The 17174-nt window shown below is 70.6% G+C and carries 11 protein-coding genes and 2 pseudogenes; 6 read left to right on the top strand and 7 right to left on the bottom strand.

The window, feature by feature from the left end; genetic code table 11:
* Window positions 1–204: 204 nt before the first annotated feature.
* The 3 genes and pseudogenes from OVA32_RS06675 to OVA32_RS06665 all read left to right on the top strand — a co-directional run bounded on the left by OVA32_RS06675 (window position 205) and on the right by OVA32_RS06665 (window position 3726).
* Window positions 205–1355, top strand: a protein-coding gene (locus OVA32_RS06675; RefSeq protein WP_095695754.1) for an IS3 family transposase whose coding sequence is annotated in 2 segments (ribosomal slippage) — window positions 205–475 and window positions 475–1355 — 1152 coding nt in all. Because the reading frame shifts where the segments join, the coding sequence is not laid out codon by codon here.
* Window positions 1352–3379 (top strand): annotated as a pseudogene (locus OVA32_RS06670) (heavy metal translocating P-type ATPase). The gene OVA32_RS06675 and the pseudogene OVA32_RS06670 overlap by 4 nt, the downstream one beginning before the upstream one ends.
* An 11-nt stretch (window positions 3380–3390) precedes the next feature.
* Window positions 3391–3726 carry a metal-sensitive transcriptional regulator gene (locus OVA32_RS06665; protein WP_280790510.1) on the top strand — a complete coding sequence of 112 codons (336 nt, stop codon included), beginning with the start codon at window positions 3391–3393 and terminating at the stop codon, window positions 3724–3726.
* Between the two features lie 503 nt (window positions 3727–4229).
* Here OVA32_RS06665 and istB read toward each other — a convergent pair.
* A complete protein-coding gene (gene istB / locus OVA32_RS06660; protein WP_010078636.1) occupies window positions 4230–5015 on the bottom strand; it encodes an IS21-like element helper ATPase IstB in 786 nt (261 codons plus the stop codon).
* The gene (locus tag OVA32_RS06655; RefSeq protein ID WP_031943827.1) at window positions 5012–6535 is read right to left on the bottom strand and encodes an IS21-like element ISMlu14 family transposase; all 1524 of its coding nucleotides are present in this window, start codon (window positions 6533–6535) and stop codon (window positions 5012–5014) included. Before OVA32_RS06655 ends, istB begins: the two co-directional genes overlap by 4 nt.
* On the opposite strand from OVA32_RS06655, the gene OVA32_RS06650 reads away from it, so the two are divergent.
* Window positions 6513–7184 (top strand): CueP family metal-binding protein, encoded by a 672-nt coding sequence (locus OVA32_RS06650; protein WP_311765026.1) that lies wholly within the window; start codon window positions 6513–6515, stop codon window positions 7182–7184. The two genes, OVA32_RS06655 and OVA32_RS06650, sit on opposite strands and share 23 nt — an antisense overlap.
* A gap of 336 nt (window positions 7185–7520) precedes the next feature.
* Here the strand turns inward: OVA32_RS06650 and OVA32_RS06645 are convergent.
* The 4 genes and pseudogenes from OVA32_RS06645 to OVA32_RS06630 form a co-directional block, all read right to left on the bottom strand.
* Window positions 7521–8238, bottom strand: a pseudogene (locus OVA32_RS06645) (transposase); the annotation flags it as partial.
* Window positions 8239–8468: 230 nt separating this feature from the next.
* Window positions 8469–11171 (bottom strand): aconitate hydratase AcnA, encoded by a 2703-nt coding sequence (acnA, locus tag OVA32_RS06640; protein WP_041104628.1) that lies wholly within the window; start codon window positions 11169–11171, stop codon window positions 8469–8471.
* A gap of 201 nt (window positions 11172–11372) precedes the next feature.
* Window positions 11373–12845 carry a class I SAM-dependent RNA methyltransferase gene (locus tag OVA32_RS06635; protein ID WP_020625083.1) on the bottom strand — a complete coding sequence of 491 codons (1473 nt, stop codon included), beginning with the start codon at window positions 12843–12845 and terminating at the stop codon, window positions 11373–11375.
* 159 nt (window positions 12846–13004) lie between these two features.
* A complete protein-coding gene (locus OVA32_RS06630) occupies window positions 13005–14957 on the bottom strand; it encodes an APC family permease (protein WP_041104632.1) in 1953 nt (650 codons plus the stop codon).
* Between the two features lie 134 nt (window positions 14958–15091).
* Here OVA32_RS06630 and OVA32_RS06625 point away from each other — a divergent pair, with 134 nt between their 5' ends.
* Together OVA32_RS06625 and OVA32_RS06620 are read left to right on the top strand one after the other, a co-directional pair.
* Window positions 15092–15793, top strand: a complete 702-nt coding sequence (locus OVA32_RS06625; protein ID WP_010078554.1) for a potassium channel family protein — start codon at window positions 15092–15094, stop codon at window positions 15791–15793.
* Window positions 15790–16503 (top strand): potassium channel family protein, encoded by a 714-nt coding sequence (locus OVA32_RS06620; RefSeq protein ID WP_041104627.1) that lies wholly within the window; start codon window positions 15790–15792, stop codon window positions 16501–16503. The genes OVA32_RS06625 and OVA32_RS06620 overlap by 4 nt, the downstream gene beginning before the upstream one ends.
* Here OVA32_RS06620 and OVA32_RS06615 read toward each other — a convergent pair.
* A complete protein-coding gene (locus OVA32_RS06615; protein ID WP_041104626.1) occupies window positions 16455–17159 on the bottom strand; it encodes a DUF3159 domain-containing protein in 705 nt (234 codons plus the stop codon). The genes OVA32_RS06620 and OVA32_RS06615 overlap by 49 nt on opposite strands.
* Window positions 17160–17174: the final 15 nt, after the last annotated feature.

Below are 17174 nucleotides of genomic sequence, written 5' to 3'. Positions count from 1 at the left end.
CCCGACCACGCATCACCATGACCACGCCGGCGTCGCGACCACCGAGTCCGGCCACCGTGACGACTCGCGCGCCGAGAACGAAGACCACACCATGGAACACGGTGACCACGCCGGGCACGGTTGGGCTGACCCCGTTTCGTAGGTCCAGTCGTTATGAGAGTCGTCCTGTTGCCCGCGGTCGCGGGCAGGGAGACTGGTCAGATCATGACGAACAGCAGGAAGCGTCACACCCCCGAGCAGGTCGTCCGTAAGCTCGGGCAGGCCGACAGGATGCTCGCCGATGGTCAGGACGTCGCGGCGGTGTGCCGGGAGCTCGGGGTGTCCGAGCAGACGTACTACCGGTGGCGGAACCAGTACGGCGGCCTCAAGGCCGACGACGCAAAGCGCCTGAAGGAGCTGGAGAAGCAGAACGCGACCCTGAAGCGTCTGCTCGCGGAAGCGGAGCTGGAGAAGGCCGCGCTCAAGGAGCTGGCTGAGGGAAACTTCTAAGCCCGGACAGGCGCCGCGCCGCCGTCGATCACCTCAAGCGCAAGTTGCGGGTGAGCGAACGGATGGCGTGCCGTCTGGTCGGGCTGAGCCGCTCCGCGTACCGGCGACCGCTCAAGGGCGACACGGTCGCGGACCCGGATCGGGCGCTCAGGGAGTGGCTGCGCGCCTGGGCGAAGGACCATCCCCGCTACGGGTATCGGCGGGCGTATCACGACGCCCGCGCCGAGGGGTGGGTGGTGAACCACAAGAAGATCCAACGCCTGTGGCGTGACGAAGGGCTCCGGGTCCCGCAGCGGCGTCGACGCAAGCGCGTTGGGTCCTCGACCGTCGACGCGCCGACGGCGGACGCGCCGAACGTGGTGTGGGCGGTGGACTTCCAGTTCGACGCCGACGAGCACGGACGACCGATCAAGATCTGCTCGATCGTCGACGAACACACCCGGGAGTGCATCGGCGGGCTCGTGGAGCGCTCGATTACCGCCGACCGACTCACCGCCCACCTCGAGGACCTCGTCGCCGCCCGGGGCGCCCCGGCGGTGCTCAGGTCGGACAACGGGCCGGAGTTCATCAGCGAGGCGATGGCCGACTGGGCCGGCACCCGCACCGGCCTGTCCTACATCCCTCCGGGCTCGCCGTGGCGCAACGGGTACGTCGAGTCGTTCAACAGCCGGATCCGCGACGAGTGCCTCAACATCAACAGCTTCTACTCGCTGCTGCACGAACAGGTCATCATCGGCGACTGGAAGGACGAGTACAACCACCACCGCCGGCACTCCTCGCTCGGCTACCTAACCCCAGCCGAGTACGCTCGGCAGTGCACCCATCAAATGGAAACCGGCGACTCACAGAACGTCCGGACCGAATGAAGGGGGCGGCTCACGGTCATCACGGCGGTGGTCACGCGGGCCACGGCGACCACGTCGGCCAGTTCCGGCGGCTGTTCTGGATCAACCTGATCATCGCCATCCCGGTGGTCGCGTTCTCCCCCATGTTCGCCATGCTCCTGGGCTACTCGGTCCCCAGCTGGGCGGGCTGGGTCGCCGCAGTCCTCGGCTCCGTCATGTAGGCCTGGGGCGGCACCCCGTTCCTCACCGGTGCTGTCAGCGAGCTGAAAAGCCGCCAGCCGGGGATGATGCTGCTCATCGCGCTCGGCATCACCGTAGCGTTCCTCGCCTCCTGGGCCGCCACTGTCGGTCTCGTCCACCCCGAGCTCGAGTTCTGGTGGGAGTTGGCGCTGCTGATCGTCATCATGCTGCTGGGCCACTGGATCGAGATGCGCTCACTGGCCCAGACCACCTCGGCGTTGGACTCCCTCGCCGCGCTGCTCCCTGACGAGGCTGAGCGTATAGAGGGAGACGACGTCGTCAAGGTCGACCCGGCAGAGCTGCGCGTCGGCGACGTCGTCATCGTCCGGCCTGGCGGCAGCGTCCCCGCCGACGGCACCGTCGTCGACGGCCGCGCCGACATGGACGAGTCCATGATCACCGGCGAATCACACCCCGTCGCCCGCGGCGAGGGCGAGAACGTCACCGCCGGCACCGTGGCCACCGACTCCGGCCTGCGCGTAGAGATCACCGCCACCGGCGACGACACGGCTCTGGCGGGCATCAACAGGCTCGTCGCCGAGGCGCAGGGCTCATCCTCCCGTGCCCAGCGCATCGCCGACCGGGCTGCGGCCCTGCTGTTCTGGTTCGCCCTCGGAGCTGCGCTGATCACCGCCGTCGTCTGGACGCTCTTCGGGCTCCCCGACGACGCGGTCGTTCGCACCATCACTGTCCTCGTCATCGCCTGCCCCCATGCGCTGGGTCTGGCGATCCCTCTGGTCGTGTCCATCGCCACCGAGCGCGCCGCCCGCGGCGGCGTCCTGATCAAGGACCGCCTCGCCCTGGAGTCCATGCGCCAGGTCGACGCGGTGCTCTTCGACAAGACCGGCACCCTGACCAAGGGCGAGCCCACCGTCACCGGGGTGGAGCCGACCGGCGGCCTGAATGCCGCACAGCTCCTCGCCCTGGCCGCCTCCGCCGAGGCCGACAGTGAGCACCCCCTCGCCCGGTCCATCGTCACCGCCGCTAAGGAGAAGGGCCTCGCCGTCGAACCGGCCAGCGGGTTCACCTCCTCCCCGGCGGTCGGCGTCACCGCGACGGTGGCCGACCATGAGATCCGCGTCGGCGGACCCCGTCTGCTCGAGGAGACCGGCCAGGACGAGATCGGTGTCGCCGACGAATGGCGGGCAGAGGGTGCGATCATCCTGCACGTCCTCCGCGACGGCAAGGTCATCGGCGGTCTCAAGCTCGCCGACGAGGTTCGCCCAGAGTCCCGCGACGCCGTCGATGCGCTCCATCAGCTCGGCGTCGAGGTCGTCATGATCACCGGCGACGCGGAAGCCGTGGCGAACGAGGTGGGAAGAGAGCTCGGCATCGACCGGGTCTTCGCCGGCGTCCGCCCCGGGGACAAATCCGCCAAGGTCGACCAGCTGCAGAAGGAGGGCAAGAAGGTCGCCATGGTCGGCGACGGCGTCAACGACGCCCCTGCCCTGGCCCAGGCCGACGTCGGCATCGCCATCGGGGCCGGCACCGACGTCGCCATCGCCTCTGCAGGTGTCATCCTCGCCAGCTCCGACCCGCGTAGCGTGCTCTCGGTGATCCAGCTCTCCCGTGCCGCATACCGTAAAATGAGGCAAAACCTGTGGTGGGCTGCAGGGTACAACTTGCTCTCTGTGCCGCTCGCGGCTGGCGTGCTCGCACCCGTCGGCTTCGTCATGCCGATGTCAGTAGGTGCGATCCTGATGTCGATCTCCACCGTCATCGTCGCGCTCAACGCCCAGCTGCTGCGTCGCATCGACCTCGCCCCAGCTGCCAGCACCCGCTCCGTCCTGGAGCACCAGAAGTGAAGGACACACCCGTGACCACTGAAACTGCAGCCGATGAGACCGGTACCGACACCGGAGCCCACCGGTACGGCTACATCAGTGTCAAGGACCGCTACCGCAACCGCATGAAGCGTATCGAAGGCCAAGCCCGCGGCATCACGAAGATGATCGACGACGAAAAGTACTGCATCGACATCCTCACCCAGGTCTCGGCCCTCACCCGCGCCCTGCAAGGAGTGGCGACCGGTCTGCTCGATGACCACCTCAAGCACTGCGTGCTCGACGCCGCCAAGAAAGGCGATGAAGACGCGGCCATCGCCAAGATCCAGGAGGCCAGCGACGCCATCAATCGCCTCGTGCGCTCCTGACACCAGCCGATGTCTTCGACACAGGGTGCCTCGGACCGGTGGACCCCAGATCAGGACAAGGCTCTTGATGTCTCCGGGCAGGCGTGCTTTGCACCTCGTCGCGCCCTGGGCACCGGCGAACTCGGGATGCCTTCTGTCTAACCTGACGACATGAACACGTTCACCTGAGAAAAGAGTTGGGCATGCCACTTGCCATTGTTGCTCCGATCCAGTCCTCCAGGAGCCGCCTGAGGATCTGCGCGGCCTTTACCGGTCTGGCGACCAGCGCCGTCCTCCTGCTCAGCGGCTGTGCTGATGCGGGACCGTCCGCTGATGCAGGATCCGATCACTCACTGGTGGTCGAGCACAATCTAGACGGATTGAATGCTCGCGAGATTGTCAAGGGCCATTGAGTTCTGCCCATAGGCGGCCAGTGTTTCTTCCCGCTGGTGGCCATCAGAACTGCCCACTGGTGGCCAGCTGGTTTGCCCGTTTGGGTGGTGGTGCTGGCCACCGTGATGGGATCAGTTCAGTGGCATGACTCCCTTCCCGGCCATTGCCTGGGTCATCCGTACGGAGTCTCCGGTGGTCTGGCAGACGTGGGCGTGGTGCAGGAGCCGGTCCACGGTGGCGGTGGCCAGGGTCTTGGGCATCAGCTCGTCGAAGCCGGCCGGGTGCAGGTTCGAGCTGATCGCTACGGAGCGTTTCTCGTAGGCGGCGTCCACGATGCGGTAGAGGCCCTCGGCGGCATCGTCGGCGACCGGCAGCAGGCCGATGTCGTCGATGACGATCAGGTCGGCGCGCAGGATTCGGGCGACGGCTTTGGTGATGGTGTCATCGGGCCGGTGGGCCCGGATCATCGCCCCGAGGTCCTCCAGGGTGAACCAGGCCACCCGCTTGCCCTCCTCCACGGCCTGCTGGCCCAGGGCCTCGAGGAAGAAGGTCTTGCCGGTGCCGGAGGGCCCGCAGACCACGAGGTTCTCTCTGCGCGAGAGCCATTCCAGGGTGCGCAGGGACTGCTGGGTCGGGGCCGGGATCGAGGAGGCGCCCGGATCCCAGGTCGTGAAGGTCTTGCCGGTGGGGAACCCGGCGGCCTTGCGCCGGGCGGCGAGCATGGATCGGGCCCGACCGGTGGTCTCCTCGACCAGCAGGGCCTTGAGGACCTCGGCCGGCTCCCAGCGTTGGGCCCGGGCGGTGGCCAGTACCTCGGCGGCGATACCGCGGGCGTGGGGCATCTTCAGCTGCCGCAACAGCGCCTCCAAATCGGCCGGCAGCGCCGGTGCGGCGGTGTTCGGGGTGTGGATGCTCACCGGGCTGCCCCCTCGGTGTTGGAGGTACCGAGGCCGGCCCAGCCGGCGGTGCCCTGGGTCAGGGACCGTTCCTCGGTGGCGGTGTGCATCCCGGTGCGGTGGCCGGCGGCGGTGAGCAGGGAGGCCAGGTCGCCGTGGGCGAAGCGCTGGTGCACCGCGGCCACCCCGAGGGCGCGGTCGACCTGGTCGGTGCCGGCGAGCTTGGCCAGGGTGACGGCCTCGGCCATCTTCTGACCGATCCGGCTGGTGCCGGCCGCGGCGGCCTCCACCAGCCAGGTCCTCGCTCCGGCCCCGATGGCCAGGAACTCGGCCTCCGCCGCCGAACGGGGCACCGGGGTGTAGTCCCCGGGCACCTTGTCCGTCTCGTGGCCGGGGAAGTGCGCGTCGTCGATGGCCGGGGACCCGGGCCGGGCCACCCGGTGCCGGGCGACCTCCACCGGCCCCTGCGCACCGGCGTGCATGATCACCACCATCGAGTCCGGTCCGGTGCCGTGATGGCGCACGAACACCTCGGCCCCGAGCAGGTGCGCGGGCACCGAGTACTGGGCGTTTTCGAAGGAGACCATCGGCGTGTTCTCCGGCACCTTCCGTCCCACCCCGTAGGCCACGGTGTGCGCCGTGGCGGGGATCCGATGCAACGCGCTGGTCTCCTCGGCGAGCATGTGGTCCGGGCGGCGCCGGGTCACCCGGTGCTCCCGGGAGTTCACCATGGCCATGAACCCCGCGCAGGCGGCCTCGAGCTCAGCGAACGAGGCGTACTGGTCCCGCAGGTTGGTGTCCTTCGGGACCAGGTCGGCCTTGGCCAGCTTCACCGCGTTCTCCACCCCGCCCTTGGCGGCCGGATCCGCTGGCTGGCAGGTCAGCACCTCCACGCCGTAATGCCGAGCAAACGCCACGGTGGCCTGGTTACGCACCGGCACCCCGGCCACATGAGAGACCGTCACTGTCTTCTCGTTATCCGTCAGCACATAGGTCGGCGCGCCCCCGATCAGCCGGAAGCACCGGTCCAGGGCGGCGAACACACTCGGAGCCGTCCTATCACGCAGGGCGATGACGATCCGGTAGCGGGACCAGGCCAGCCAGGCCACGAACAGCACCGTCTTGGCCCCGTCGATCGCCGGCCCATCGCCGAAGTCGTACTGCAGCCATGCGCCCGGCTCGGTGATCCAGGGCCGGTGCACCCGGCGCTTCCCGGCCCGCCAGGCGGCCTTCACCTCGGCCACCGCCCGCCGGGTGGAGCGCTCAGAGCCGGTGTAGCCCATTGCGGTGAGCTTGGCGTGCACGACATCGGCGCGGATCCTGCCCGTGGAGGCCTCGACCCATTCCTCGATCTTGGGCAGCCAGACATCGGTGACCTTCGGGCGGCTGGCTCCGGATCCAGGGGTCTGGCCGGCGTCGCGGGCCCGCACCAGCCGGGCCACGGTGTGATGGGAGCAACCGGCCAGCTCGGCGGCGCCCCGCAATGACTTGGTCAGGTCATAGGCACTGAGTATTTTCATGGTTTCTGCGGCATCCTTCATTCAGGGCCTCTTCCTCGCTGGATTCGATTCGACACCGATATCCAACCCGGGGAGGAGGCCCCCGCCGGCTCACGACGCGGCGGGCAACGAGCAACGCGGGCAAACCAGATGGCCAGCACTGGGCAGTTCCCGTGGCCATCACTGGGCAGTCCTCATGGCCGTCAGCGGGTCATTCCCTGGCCACCTATGGGCAGCTTTTCATGGCCGCTTACACGAGATCATCACGCGCCTCGACTCAACGAAGGTGACAGATCGCTCGTCTGAATTCATCGCGTCGATTGAACCCGACCAGCTTGTACTGACCGACGATCAGAACAATCAGACCACCGTGCCGATGCCAGAAGACGAGTTCTACGTCTCTATCGCCCCGTATCGCAGCCAGACTCACGAATGCTACTTCCACAGCCTCACGACCTGCACCGGCGAACTCGCCAATACTGACGTCCACGTCACCGTGGTCGAGGCGACGTCCGGGGAGACCCTCCTCGATGAAACGCTGACGACGTACGACAACGGATTCGTCGGGGTCTGGCTGCCGCGTGGAATTGACGCTACTCTCACTGTCTCAGCTGAAGGCCGCACCGCGAAAAAGGCCATCTCGACCCGCCCCGACGACCCCACCTGCTTGACCGGTCTTCAGTTGGCTTGAGGCCCAGGCCTCATGCTCCTCTGCAGCGGCGACAGATCAGGCGTCGAGACGTCCCATCCTTGGACTCCCACAGGGTCTCGGCGTCCCGATGTGAGGATTCGCCCGAGAGCCGGCTTCAGAGTCATCGCAGGGCATCACCACACCGGGCTGAAGCCTCGTCGACCAATATCAACCAGTGCCAACTGAAGAGCACTACATCGCTCACGCCGCTTCACGACGTGCATTTCGGGGGATCCTCTCTGTCCAGGTCCTCACGCTCATACCTGCCGGTGCTGAGCCTCGCCGAGCTTCTCGAGCACTTGACCTGGATCGTCGATCCGTTCGAACACGCCACTCGGGCGTGTCCGACAATGCCGTTGACCACGCGAGCACAGCATTCAGGACCACGGCAGCCCGGTCCACGATCGCGTACTTGTCGTACGTGCTCGCCAGGCCCGGCCATTGCTGCAGGTGCGCGTCCTGGCGCTCGATCACGTTCCGGCCCGTGTAAGCGTCCAAGTCCAGGCCCGCGGTTCGGCCGCCGGCCGAGCCGCGGCGTCTGCGGTGGCCCTGCTGGTCAGCCGGTTGGGGAGGACGGCCTCGATGCCACCGGCGCGCAGATGGGTGCCGATCGCCCGCGATGAGTACGCCCTCTCGCCCAGCACCGTCGACCAGCTGATGGGTCTTCGTGCTCAGCCCGCTCCGTGAGCGCCCGAGGCCGTGGTCGGCGGGCTCTTCACGCGGATTCCTTGTCGTTCGATCCAGCCCCCCGTGAGCCGGGTGGTGTTCCTCGCGTGCTGATGGGCGCGGGCGATCGTGGAGTCCACCGAGACCGACCAATCGATCACGATTTCGGCATCCGCTGCGGCGGTCAGTGTTGCCAGCACCGTGTCCCAGGTGCCCTCTTCGGCCATGCGGCCGTGCCAGGTCCACACGACTCAGCCAGGGCCCGTAGACCTCGGGCAGGTCCCGCCAGGGGATCGATGCACCTGTACCGGTGGATGATGGCGTCGACCATCGTGAGGGCATCGGCGAACGGCCGGCCCTGCCGGCCTGTGGGGGCGTGGGAGAGCATCTGGAACCGGGACCGTGTCTTCGAGGGTGCCGGCCTTCCCCCGGCTTCATTGTCAGACACGCCCGAGGACCGTCTGGCCCAAGGGTTGGACGGTCCCTGCGCTGGGGGATGAAGAGCGGTCCTGCACCGGCGTCGGCCCCGGCGCCCACGACGACGGCGGCCCGCCGCCCTCCGTGCGGAGGGCGGCGGGCCGCCGTCGTGATGCCCGCGCGCGGGCGGTGTCCCGTGGATCAGGCCTTCGAGGCGATCTGACGGAGCACGTACTGCAGGATGCCGCCGTTGCGGTAGTACTCGGCCTCACCGGGGGTGTCGATGCGGACGACCGCGTCGAACTCGGTGACCTTGCCGTCCTCGCCGGTGGCCGTGACCTTCACGGTCTTCGGCGTGGTGCCCTCGTTGAGGGCGGTGATGCCGGAGATGTCGAAGGTCTCGGTGCCGGTCAGGCCCAGCGAGTCGGCGTTCTCACCCTCGGGGAACTGCAGCGGCAGCACGCCCATGCCGATGAGGTTCGAGCGGTGGATGCGCTCGAAGGACTCGGTGATCACGGCCTTGACGCCCAGGAGCGCCGTGCCCTTGGCCGCCCAGTCACGGGAGGAGCCGGAGCCGTACTCCTTGCCGCCCAGGACCACCAGCGGGGTGCCCTGCTCGGCGTAGTTCTGCGCCGCGTCGTACACGTAGGCCTGCGGGGCGCCCTCCTGGGTGAAGTCGCGGGTGAAGCCGCCCTCCACGCCGTCGAGCAGCTGGTTCTTGATGCGGATGTTCGCGAACGTGCCGCGGATCATCACCTCGTGGTTGCCACGACGGGAGCCGTAGGAGTTGAAGTCCTTGCGCTGCACGCCGTTCTCCAGCAGGTAGCGGCCCGCCGGGGTGTCCGACTTGAAGGAGCCGGCCGGGGAGATGTGGTCCGTGGTCACGGAGTCGCCCAGCTTGAGCAGGACGCGGGCGCCGGAGATGTCCGACACCGGGTCCGGCTGCATGGTCATGCCCTCGAAGTACGGGGGCTTGCGCACGTAGGTGGACTTCTCGTCCCACTCGAAGGTGGAGCCCGAGGGGGTCTCCAGGGACTGCCAGCGCTCGTCGCCGTCGAAGATCGTGGCGTACTGCGAGGTGAACATCTCGGTGTCGATCGACGCGTCGATGATCTTCTGGACCTCGGTCGGGTCCGGCCAGATGTCCTTGAGGAAGACGTCGTTGCCCTCGGTGTCCTGGCCCAGGGCCTCGTTCTCGAAGTCGAAGTCCATGGTGCCGGCCAGGGCGTAGGCGACCACCAGCGGCGGGGAGGCCAGGTAGTTCATCTTCACGTCCGGGTTGATGCGGCCCTCGAAGTTGCGGTTGCCGGAGAGCACCGCGGTCACGGACAGGTCGTTCTCCTGGATGGCCTCGGAGATCTCGGACTCCAGCGGGCCGGAGTTGCCGATGCAGGTGGTGCAGCCGTAGCCGACCACGTTGAAGCCGAGGTCGTTGAGGGACTCGCGCAGCCCGGACTTCTCGTAGTAGTCGGTCACCACGCGGGAGCCCGGGGCCACGGAGGTCTTCACCCACGGCTTGGACTTCAGGCCCTTGGCGACCGCGTTGCGGGCCAGCACGCCGGCCGCCATCATCACGGAGGGGTTGGACGTGTTGGTGCACGAGGTGATCGAGGCGATGGACACGGCACCGTGGTCCAGCTGGAACTGGCGGCCGTCCGGCATGGCCACGTCCACGAGCTTGGACGGGCGGCCCTCGCCGGCCTCGTCCTGCGTGGCGTAGTTGTGCAGGTCCTTGCGGAACTGGTCCTTGGAGTCGGTGAGCTCGATGCGGTCCTGGGGACGCTTCGGGCCGGAGATGGAGGGCACCACGGTGGACAGGTCCAGCTCGAGGTACTCGGAGTAGGCGACCTCGGAGGACGGGTCGTGCCACATCCCCTGCTCCTTGGTGTACGCCTCCACGAGGGCGACCTGCTCCTCGGAGCGGCCGGTCAGGCGCAGGTAGTCGAGGGTGACCTCGTCGATCGGGAAGATCGCGGCGGTGGAGCCGAACTCGGGCGACATGTTGCCGATGGTGGCGCGGTTGGCCAGGGGCACGGAGCCGACGCCCTCGCCGTAGAACTCGACGAACTTGCCGACCACGCCGTGCTGGCGGAGCATCTCGGTGATGGTCAGCACCACGTCGGTCGCGGTGGCGCCGGACGGGATGCTGCCGGTCAGCTTGAAGCCCACGACCCGCGGGATCAGCATGGACACGGGCTGGCCGAGCATCGCGGCCTCGGCCTCGATGCCGCCGACGCCCCAGCCGAGCACGCCCAGGCCGTTGACCATGGTGGTGTGCGAGTCGGTGCCGACGCAGGAGTCCGGGTAGGCGCGCAGCACGCCGTCGACCTCGCGGGTCATCACGGTGCGGGCCAGGTTCTCGATGTTGACCTGGTGGACGATGCCCATGCCCGGGGGGACGACCTTGAAGTCGTCGAAGGCGGTCTGGCCCCAGCGCAGGAACTTGTAGCGCTCGCCGTTGCGCTCGTACTCGATCTCCATGTTCCGCTCGATGGCGGCGTCGTTGCCGAAGGAGTCGATCTGCACGGAGTGGTCGATCACGAGCTCGGCCGGGGAGAGCGGGTTCACGCGCTCCGGGTCGCCGCCCAGGTCCTGGATGGCCTCACGCATGGTGGCCAGGTCCACGACGCAGGGCACGCCGGTGAAGTCCTGCATGATCACGCGCGCCGGCGTGAACTGGATCTCGGTGTCCGGCTGGGCGTTCGGGTCCCAGGCGGCCAGGGCCTTGATCTGGTCGGCGGTCACGTTGGCGCCGTCCTCGGTGCGCAGCAGGTTCTCCAGCAGCACCTTCAAGGAGTAGGGCAGCTTCTGCGCCCCCTCGACCTTGTTCAGACGGAAAATCTCATACTCGGCGCCCTTGACGTCCAGGACGCCCTTGGAGCCGAAGCTGTCGACGGTGGTCACGAGAGGACTCCTCTTCCCGCCCGGTTTCCTCCGGGCGCTCGTCCAGTGGGGGGTGGTCACCCGCGGCCGCGGACCGCGCCCCGTCCGGGACGGGCGTCGTCTGCGTCACAGGTGCCGCACTGCGTCCCAGGGTACCGCGCCGGTCCCGTGTGACGCGGGCATGGCGCGCGGCGGCCCGCAGGCCGCCGCGCGGATGCCGGGTCAGATCTCGACGACGGCCGCGGCCGGGGCGCTCTGGGCGGCCGGCACCAGCACGGTCACCGACTCGAGGTGGTGCGTGTCCGGGTAGAGGTCGAACACGCGGGCGCGCTCCACCTCGTAGCCGCCGTCGCGCAGCCACGCCAGGTCGCGGGCGAACGAGGCGGGGTCGCACGAGACGTACACGATGCGGCCCGGCTCGAGCGCGAGGATGCGCTCGATCGCCCGCCGCCCCGCGCCCGCCCGCGGCGGGTCCAGGACGACGGTGTCCAGCGCGGCACCGCCGAGGCCGCCGTCCGCCACGGGACGCTCGGGGTACTTCAGCCAGCTGCCGAGCACCTTGTCCGTGGGGCCGTTGAGCACCGAGGCCTGCGGCTGGTCGTGCAGGTTGCGGCGGGCGTCCTTCGAGGCCTGGCGGGAGGCCTCCACCGAGTACACGCGGCCCTCGGGTCCCACGGCGTCCGCCAGGTACGCGCTGAACAGGCCGGCGCCGCCGTAGAGGTCGGCCACGACCTGGCCCGGCTCGACGCGCGCGTCCTCGAGCACCGCGTCCACGAGGGTGGCCGGGGCGTGCTGGTGGACCTGCCAGAAGCCGTCACCCGTGACGCGGAAGCGCTTGGTGCCGCCGCGCTCGGACTCCACGGTCTCCTCGACCCAGGTCTTGCCGGTGATGCGCTCGACCTTGACCGGCTGGAACTGCTTCGGGCCGGGCAGGGCCAGGCCGGTGGAGACGTCCACGCCGCACGCGTTGGCCGCCTGGCGGATCCGGGTGCGCAGCCGGCCGAGCTTGACCTCGTCCGCCCGCGTCTGCGGGGTGGGCGTCACCAGCACGAGGGGGCGGGAGCCGGAGGCCGGCGTCGCGACGTCCACGCGGGCGGCTCCGGTGAAGTCCCAGTCCCACAGGGCGAGCGCATCAAGGGCCGGCACGCCGAGCGGCATGTTGCGCACGGGTAGGAGGGTCGCCGAACGGTAGGCGTGCATCGCGATGTGCCCCTGGGGGGTCACCGCGAACGCGTTCCGGGTCCGCCAGCGCTGGCCGGTGGGCTCGTCCTCGGAGCCGGCGAAGCACACCTCCGGCTCCACCGCGAGGTCGGCGATGCGGTGCACCGTGTCCCGGAAGACCTGGGCCTTGAGCCGGCGCTGGTGCGGGACCACGATGTGGCCGAACTCGGCGCCGCCCACGGGCGGGCGACCCGAGGCGTGGGCGCGCAGCATGTCCGCGAGCTTCCACTGGTGGATGCGGCGGAACTCGGAGGGCCGCAGCACCTCCACGACGTCGCCGCGCCAGAAGCGGGCCCCGTCCTCGGCCTCGGTCAGGGCCACCCGGACCTTCTCGCCGGGCACGGCGTGGCGCACGAAGACGACCCGCCCCTCGTGCCGGGCCACGCAGTGGCCGCCGTGGGCCATGGCCCCGACCTCCACCTCGATGGTCCTCCCGATCCCGGTGACGTCTGTGGACGTGTCGACGACTGCCATGTCTGGCTCCTCTCGCATCGCAGCGCGCTTCAGGTCTTGCCCTGAGCATCGACTGGTCAGATCATCATCATCCTTGCAGACCGATGCGGCTGTGTCGCCTCGATCGTGGGAGCGCCGTCGGACGGCGTCATCCGCCGCTCCCCGGGGGCGCCGGGGCGGTCAAGAGCCCTGGCCCTCGTGGACCTGCCACGGCACCGAGCCCACCATCACGCCCGGCTCCCGCTGCAGTCGCCGCGTCTGGCGGGTGGCGGTCCGGTTGTGCAGGAGCGTGCGCCAGCCCGGCCGGACCACGTACTCCGGGATGAACACCATGGTCAGGTCCCGCGGGGAGCGGCGTCGGTGCTCGCGCACATGCCGCACCAGGGGGGCCACCGTGTCGCGGTAGGGCGAGGCGATCACGGTGAGCGACATCGGCAGGCCGGCACGCTCCCAGGCGTCGATCACCTCCAGGGTGGCGGCGCGCTCGGCGTCCACGACGACGGCCTCGAGGGAGGACGGCCGCGACGCGCGGGCGTAGGCCAGCGCTCGCAGCGCCGGCCGGTCCAGCGTGGTCACGACGACCACCACGTGGACCCGCGAGGGCAGGGCCCGCGCGTCGTCCTGGGGGTCCGGTGCGAGCTCGCGGTCCACGTCCGCGTAGTGGCGGCGGATCCGCCCCATCACCAGCGAGCCGAGCACGATCGCCAGCAGCGCCACCCACGCGCCCTGCGTGAAGCGGGTGACCAGGACGACGACGCCCGCCAGCGCCGTGACCACCCAGGCCACCGCCGTGATGATCAGGCGCAGCCGGACGGCCGCGCGGGCCCGGGCGCCCGGCGTGTGCACGAGCCGGCGGCGCCACAGCCGCAGCATGCCGGCCTGCGCGAGCGTGAAGGCCAGCAGCACGCCGATGACGTAGAGCTGCACGAGCAGGGCGGTCCGGGCCTCGAAGAACAGCACGAGCGAGAGGGCCACGGCCCCCATCCCGAGGACGCTCCACGTGTGCACCAGCCGGTCGCTGCGGACCCTCAGCTGCCGGGGCAGGTAGCCGTCCTCGGCCACGCGCGCGGCCAGGGCGGGGAACGAGCGGAACGCCGACTTGGCCGCGAACAGCAGGAGCAGGGCGGTGGCCGCGATGGTGGCGACGGACAGGATGCTGCCCGGGCCGTACACGGTGTCCGCGAGCTGGGCGAGCACGGGGGCGGGGGCGCGGTCGGGCGTGACCTCGGCACCCGCGGCGTCCCGGAGGTTCTCCAGCTCCAGCCCGACGACGACGCCGGTGCGCTGGGCCAGGTGCATGACGCCCACGGTCAGCGCGCCGAGGGTGAGGGCCATCACGGTGAGCACCCACCGCACCGTGGGCACGGCCGGCCGGGCCATCAGGCGGGTGCTCGAGACCGGCACCTCGACGCCGGTGAGCAGCACCGATCCCGCGCTGAACGCGCGCAGGGCGAGCAGCGCCGTCGCCACGGTGCCGACGGTCCCGCCGACCCCGACGCCCTCCTGCGTCCACCCGGCCGTCGGCGCCGCGCCGAGCAGCCCACGGCCCTCCTGCCACAGGCCCGCCAGGACGAGCAGCGCGGTCAGAGCGATGAACACGCTCACGAGCACGGGCAGCACCCACCGGGACAGCCGCACCCCGCGGAGCGCGGCCAGCAGCACGCTCACGAGCGCGGCCGAGGCCACCAGCACGCGGCTGCCGACGGTGAGTCCGGGGGCCAGCGCCGCCACGAAGTGGGCGAAGGCGGCCACGGAGACCGCGGCGGTGAACACGAAGTCCAGCAGGAGCGCGGCCGAGGCGACGACGCCGGCCCTCGGGCCCAGCTTCGTGCCGGCCATGTGATAGATGCCGCCGTGCGGAACGGCGGCGACCGCGGCGCGGAAGGACGCGACGATGAGCAGCATCACCGCGACGACGGCCCAGCCGACGGCGGGTCCGAGCGCGAGCGCGGACGTGCCGGCCGCGACCAGGGTGAGGATGACCTCGTCCGGGGCGTAGGCGAGGGAGGACAGGGCGTTCGACGACGTCACTGGCAGCGCCCGCCACCGGTTCATGCGGGGCTCGTCGGCGGCGTGCGATGTCACGGGGCGACCGAGGAGGCCGCGGCGCAGGAGGGAGGACAGCGTGGCCACCGCACCACGGTACCCCCGCCGGGCCCGGGCGCCGCGGCGACGCGGATGCTCCCGGACGTGCCCGCCGGATGCGAGGATGGAGCGCGCGTCGGCTCCCCGGCGCACGGAGCACCGCACGAGAGGCAGGGACGGGCATGGCCCACTACGTGATCGTCGGCGGCGGACGGGTGGGCACCCGGCTGGCGGCCGCGCTGGACGCGGCCGGTCACGGCGTCGCCCTCGTGGACCGCGACCCGCGGACCGTGGAGGGGCTGGCCCCCGGCTTCTCCGGCGAGCTCGTGGCCGGCGTGGGCTTCGACCGCTCCGCGCTGCGCGCCGCCGGCATCGACCGCGCGCAGGGCCTGGCGGCCGTGACCGCGGACGACAACACGAACATCATCGCCGCCCGCGTGGCCCGCGAGACCTTCCACGTGGACCACGTGGTGGCGCGCATCTACGACGCCGACCGGGCCCGGCTGTACCAGCGCCTGGGCATCCCCACGGTCGCCTCGATCCAGTGGACGGCCGACCAGGTGCTGCACCGGCTGCTGCCGGCCGGCACCGCCGCCGCGGAGCACCGCGACGCCTCCGGCCGGCTGCTCGTGACCGAGCTGGTCCCCCACTCCTCGTGGTGGGGCCGCCGGCTGAGCGACGTCGAGTCCACGGTGGGGATGCGCATCGCCTACCTCACCCGGCTCGGCGACGGCCAGCTGCCCCGGCCGGGCGACCGCCTGCAGGAGGGCGACGTGCTGCACGCCGTCTACCCGGTGGACCGCCGGGACCGGGTGGAGGCCGCCCTGCAGGGCGAGGCACGCGTGCCGGACGGCGCGGACGAGGACGAGGAGGGACGGGCATGAGGGCTGTCATCGCCGGAGCGGGCGCCGTGGGCGCCTCCATCGCGCGGGAGCTGCACGCGCACGGCCACGAGGTGGTCGTCGTCGAGGCGCGCACGGACGCGGCCCGCAAGGCCGACGTCGGCGGCGCACGCCTCGTCCTCGGGGATGCGTGCGACCTGACCGTGCTCGAGCAGTGCGGCGCCCTGGAGGCGGACGTGCTCGTCGCGGCGACCGGCGACGACCGGGTCAACCTCGTGTGCTCCCTGCTGAGCCGCTCGGAGTTCGGCGTCGGCCGCACCGTGGCCCGCGTCAACAACCCGCTCAACGACTGGCTCTTCGACGAGTCGTGGGGCGTGGACGTGGCCGTGTCCACCCCCTCGATCATGACGGCGCTCGTGGAGGAGGCCGTGGAGACCGGGGACCTCGTGCGCCTGCTCAGGCTGGAGGCCGGCGGCGCGGCGCTGTCCGAGTTCCGGGTCCCGGCGGAGCACTGGCTCGAGGGCCGGCGCATCGGCACCGTGTCCTGGCCGCAGGAGGCTCCGCTCGTGGCGGTCGTGCGCGACGGTGCCCCCCGGCAGGCGTCGGCGGACGAGGTCCTGGAGGTGGGCGACGAGCTCTTCTTCCTGGCCGCCGGCTCCGCCGAGCCGGCCCTGCGTCGCCTCCTCGTCGGCGAGGGCCGCGCTCAGGGGCGCTCGGAGGCGGCGGAGTCCGCCGACACGCCGTCGTCCTGACCGGGCGAGCTGACGGACCAGGCGAGCCAGAGCCCCAGGGCATAGAGCGGCAGGCCCATCACCAGGCGGGCCACCCCGAGCGCGGTGACGGCGTCCCCGAGGTAGAGGGGCACCTGCACCGCCAGGCGCAGCGCGAACACGGCCACGAGGATCCAGGTGGCCGCGGCGTAGGCGCGGCGCCGAGGCCGGTGGGCCCGCCAGCGGGTGCCCTCGGCGCGCACGAGGCCGAGCACCAGGCCCGCCGCGGGCCAGCCCACGAGGGCGGACACCGCGAACGCGAGGCCGTAGGCGGCGTTGGTGACGAAGCCCCACAGGTAGTAGTCGCGGGCCTGGCCGGTGGTCAGGGAGACCACGACGGACAGGACGACGACGGCGAGGCCGGCCAGCACCTGGACCGGCGACTGGCGCTGGACGAGGCGCGCGACGCCCAGCACGAGAGCGACCGCGACGGCGGCCACGCCGGAGGGCCACACCTGCTGGGTGGCGACGTAGCCGACCATGTAGACGAGGGTGGGCAGGGAGGCCTCGACGATGCCGCGCCAGCCACCGACGCTGCCCAGCGCGTCGAGGCGGCCGCGCTCGTCCAGGCGGGCTCGAGACGGCAGGGGGCCGGCCCCGTCCGGGGCGGCGGTGACGGGGCCACGCGGCTCGGTCATGGGCTCTCCTCTCGG

The organism is Micrococcus sp. SL257, assembly GCF_026625585.1.
GTDB lineage: Bacteria > Actinomycetota > Actinomycetes > Actinomycetales > Micrococcaceae > Micrococcus > Micrococcus luteus.
Note: the sequence above shows the minus strand (reverse complement) of the source record. Positions and strands in the feature narration are given on the sequence as shown.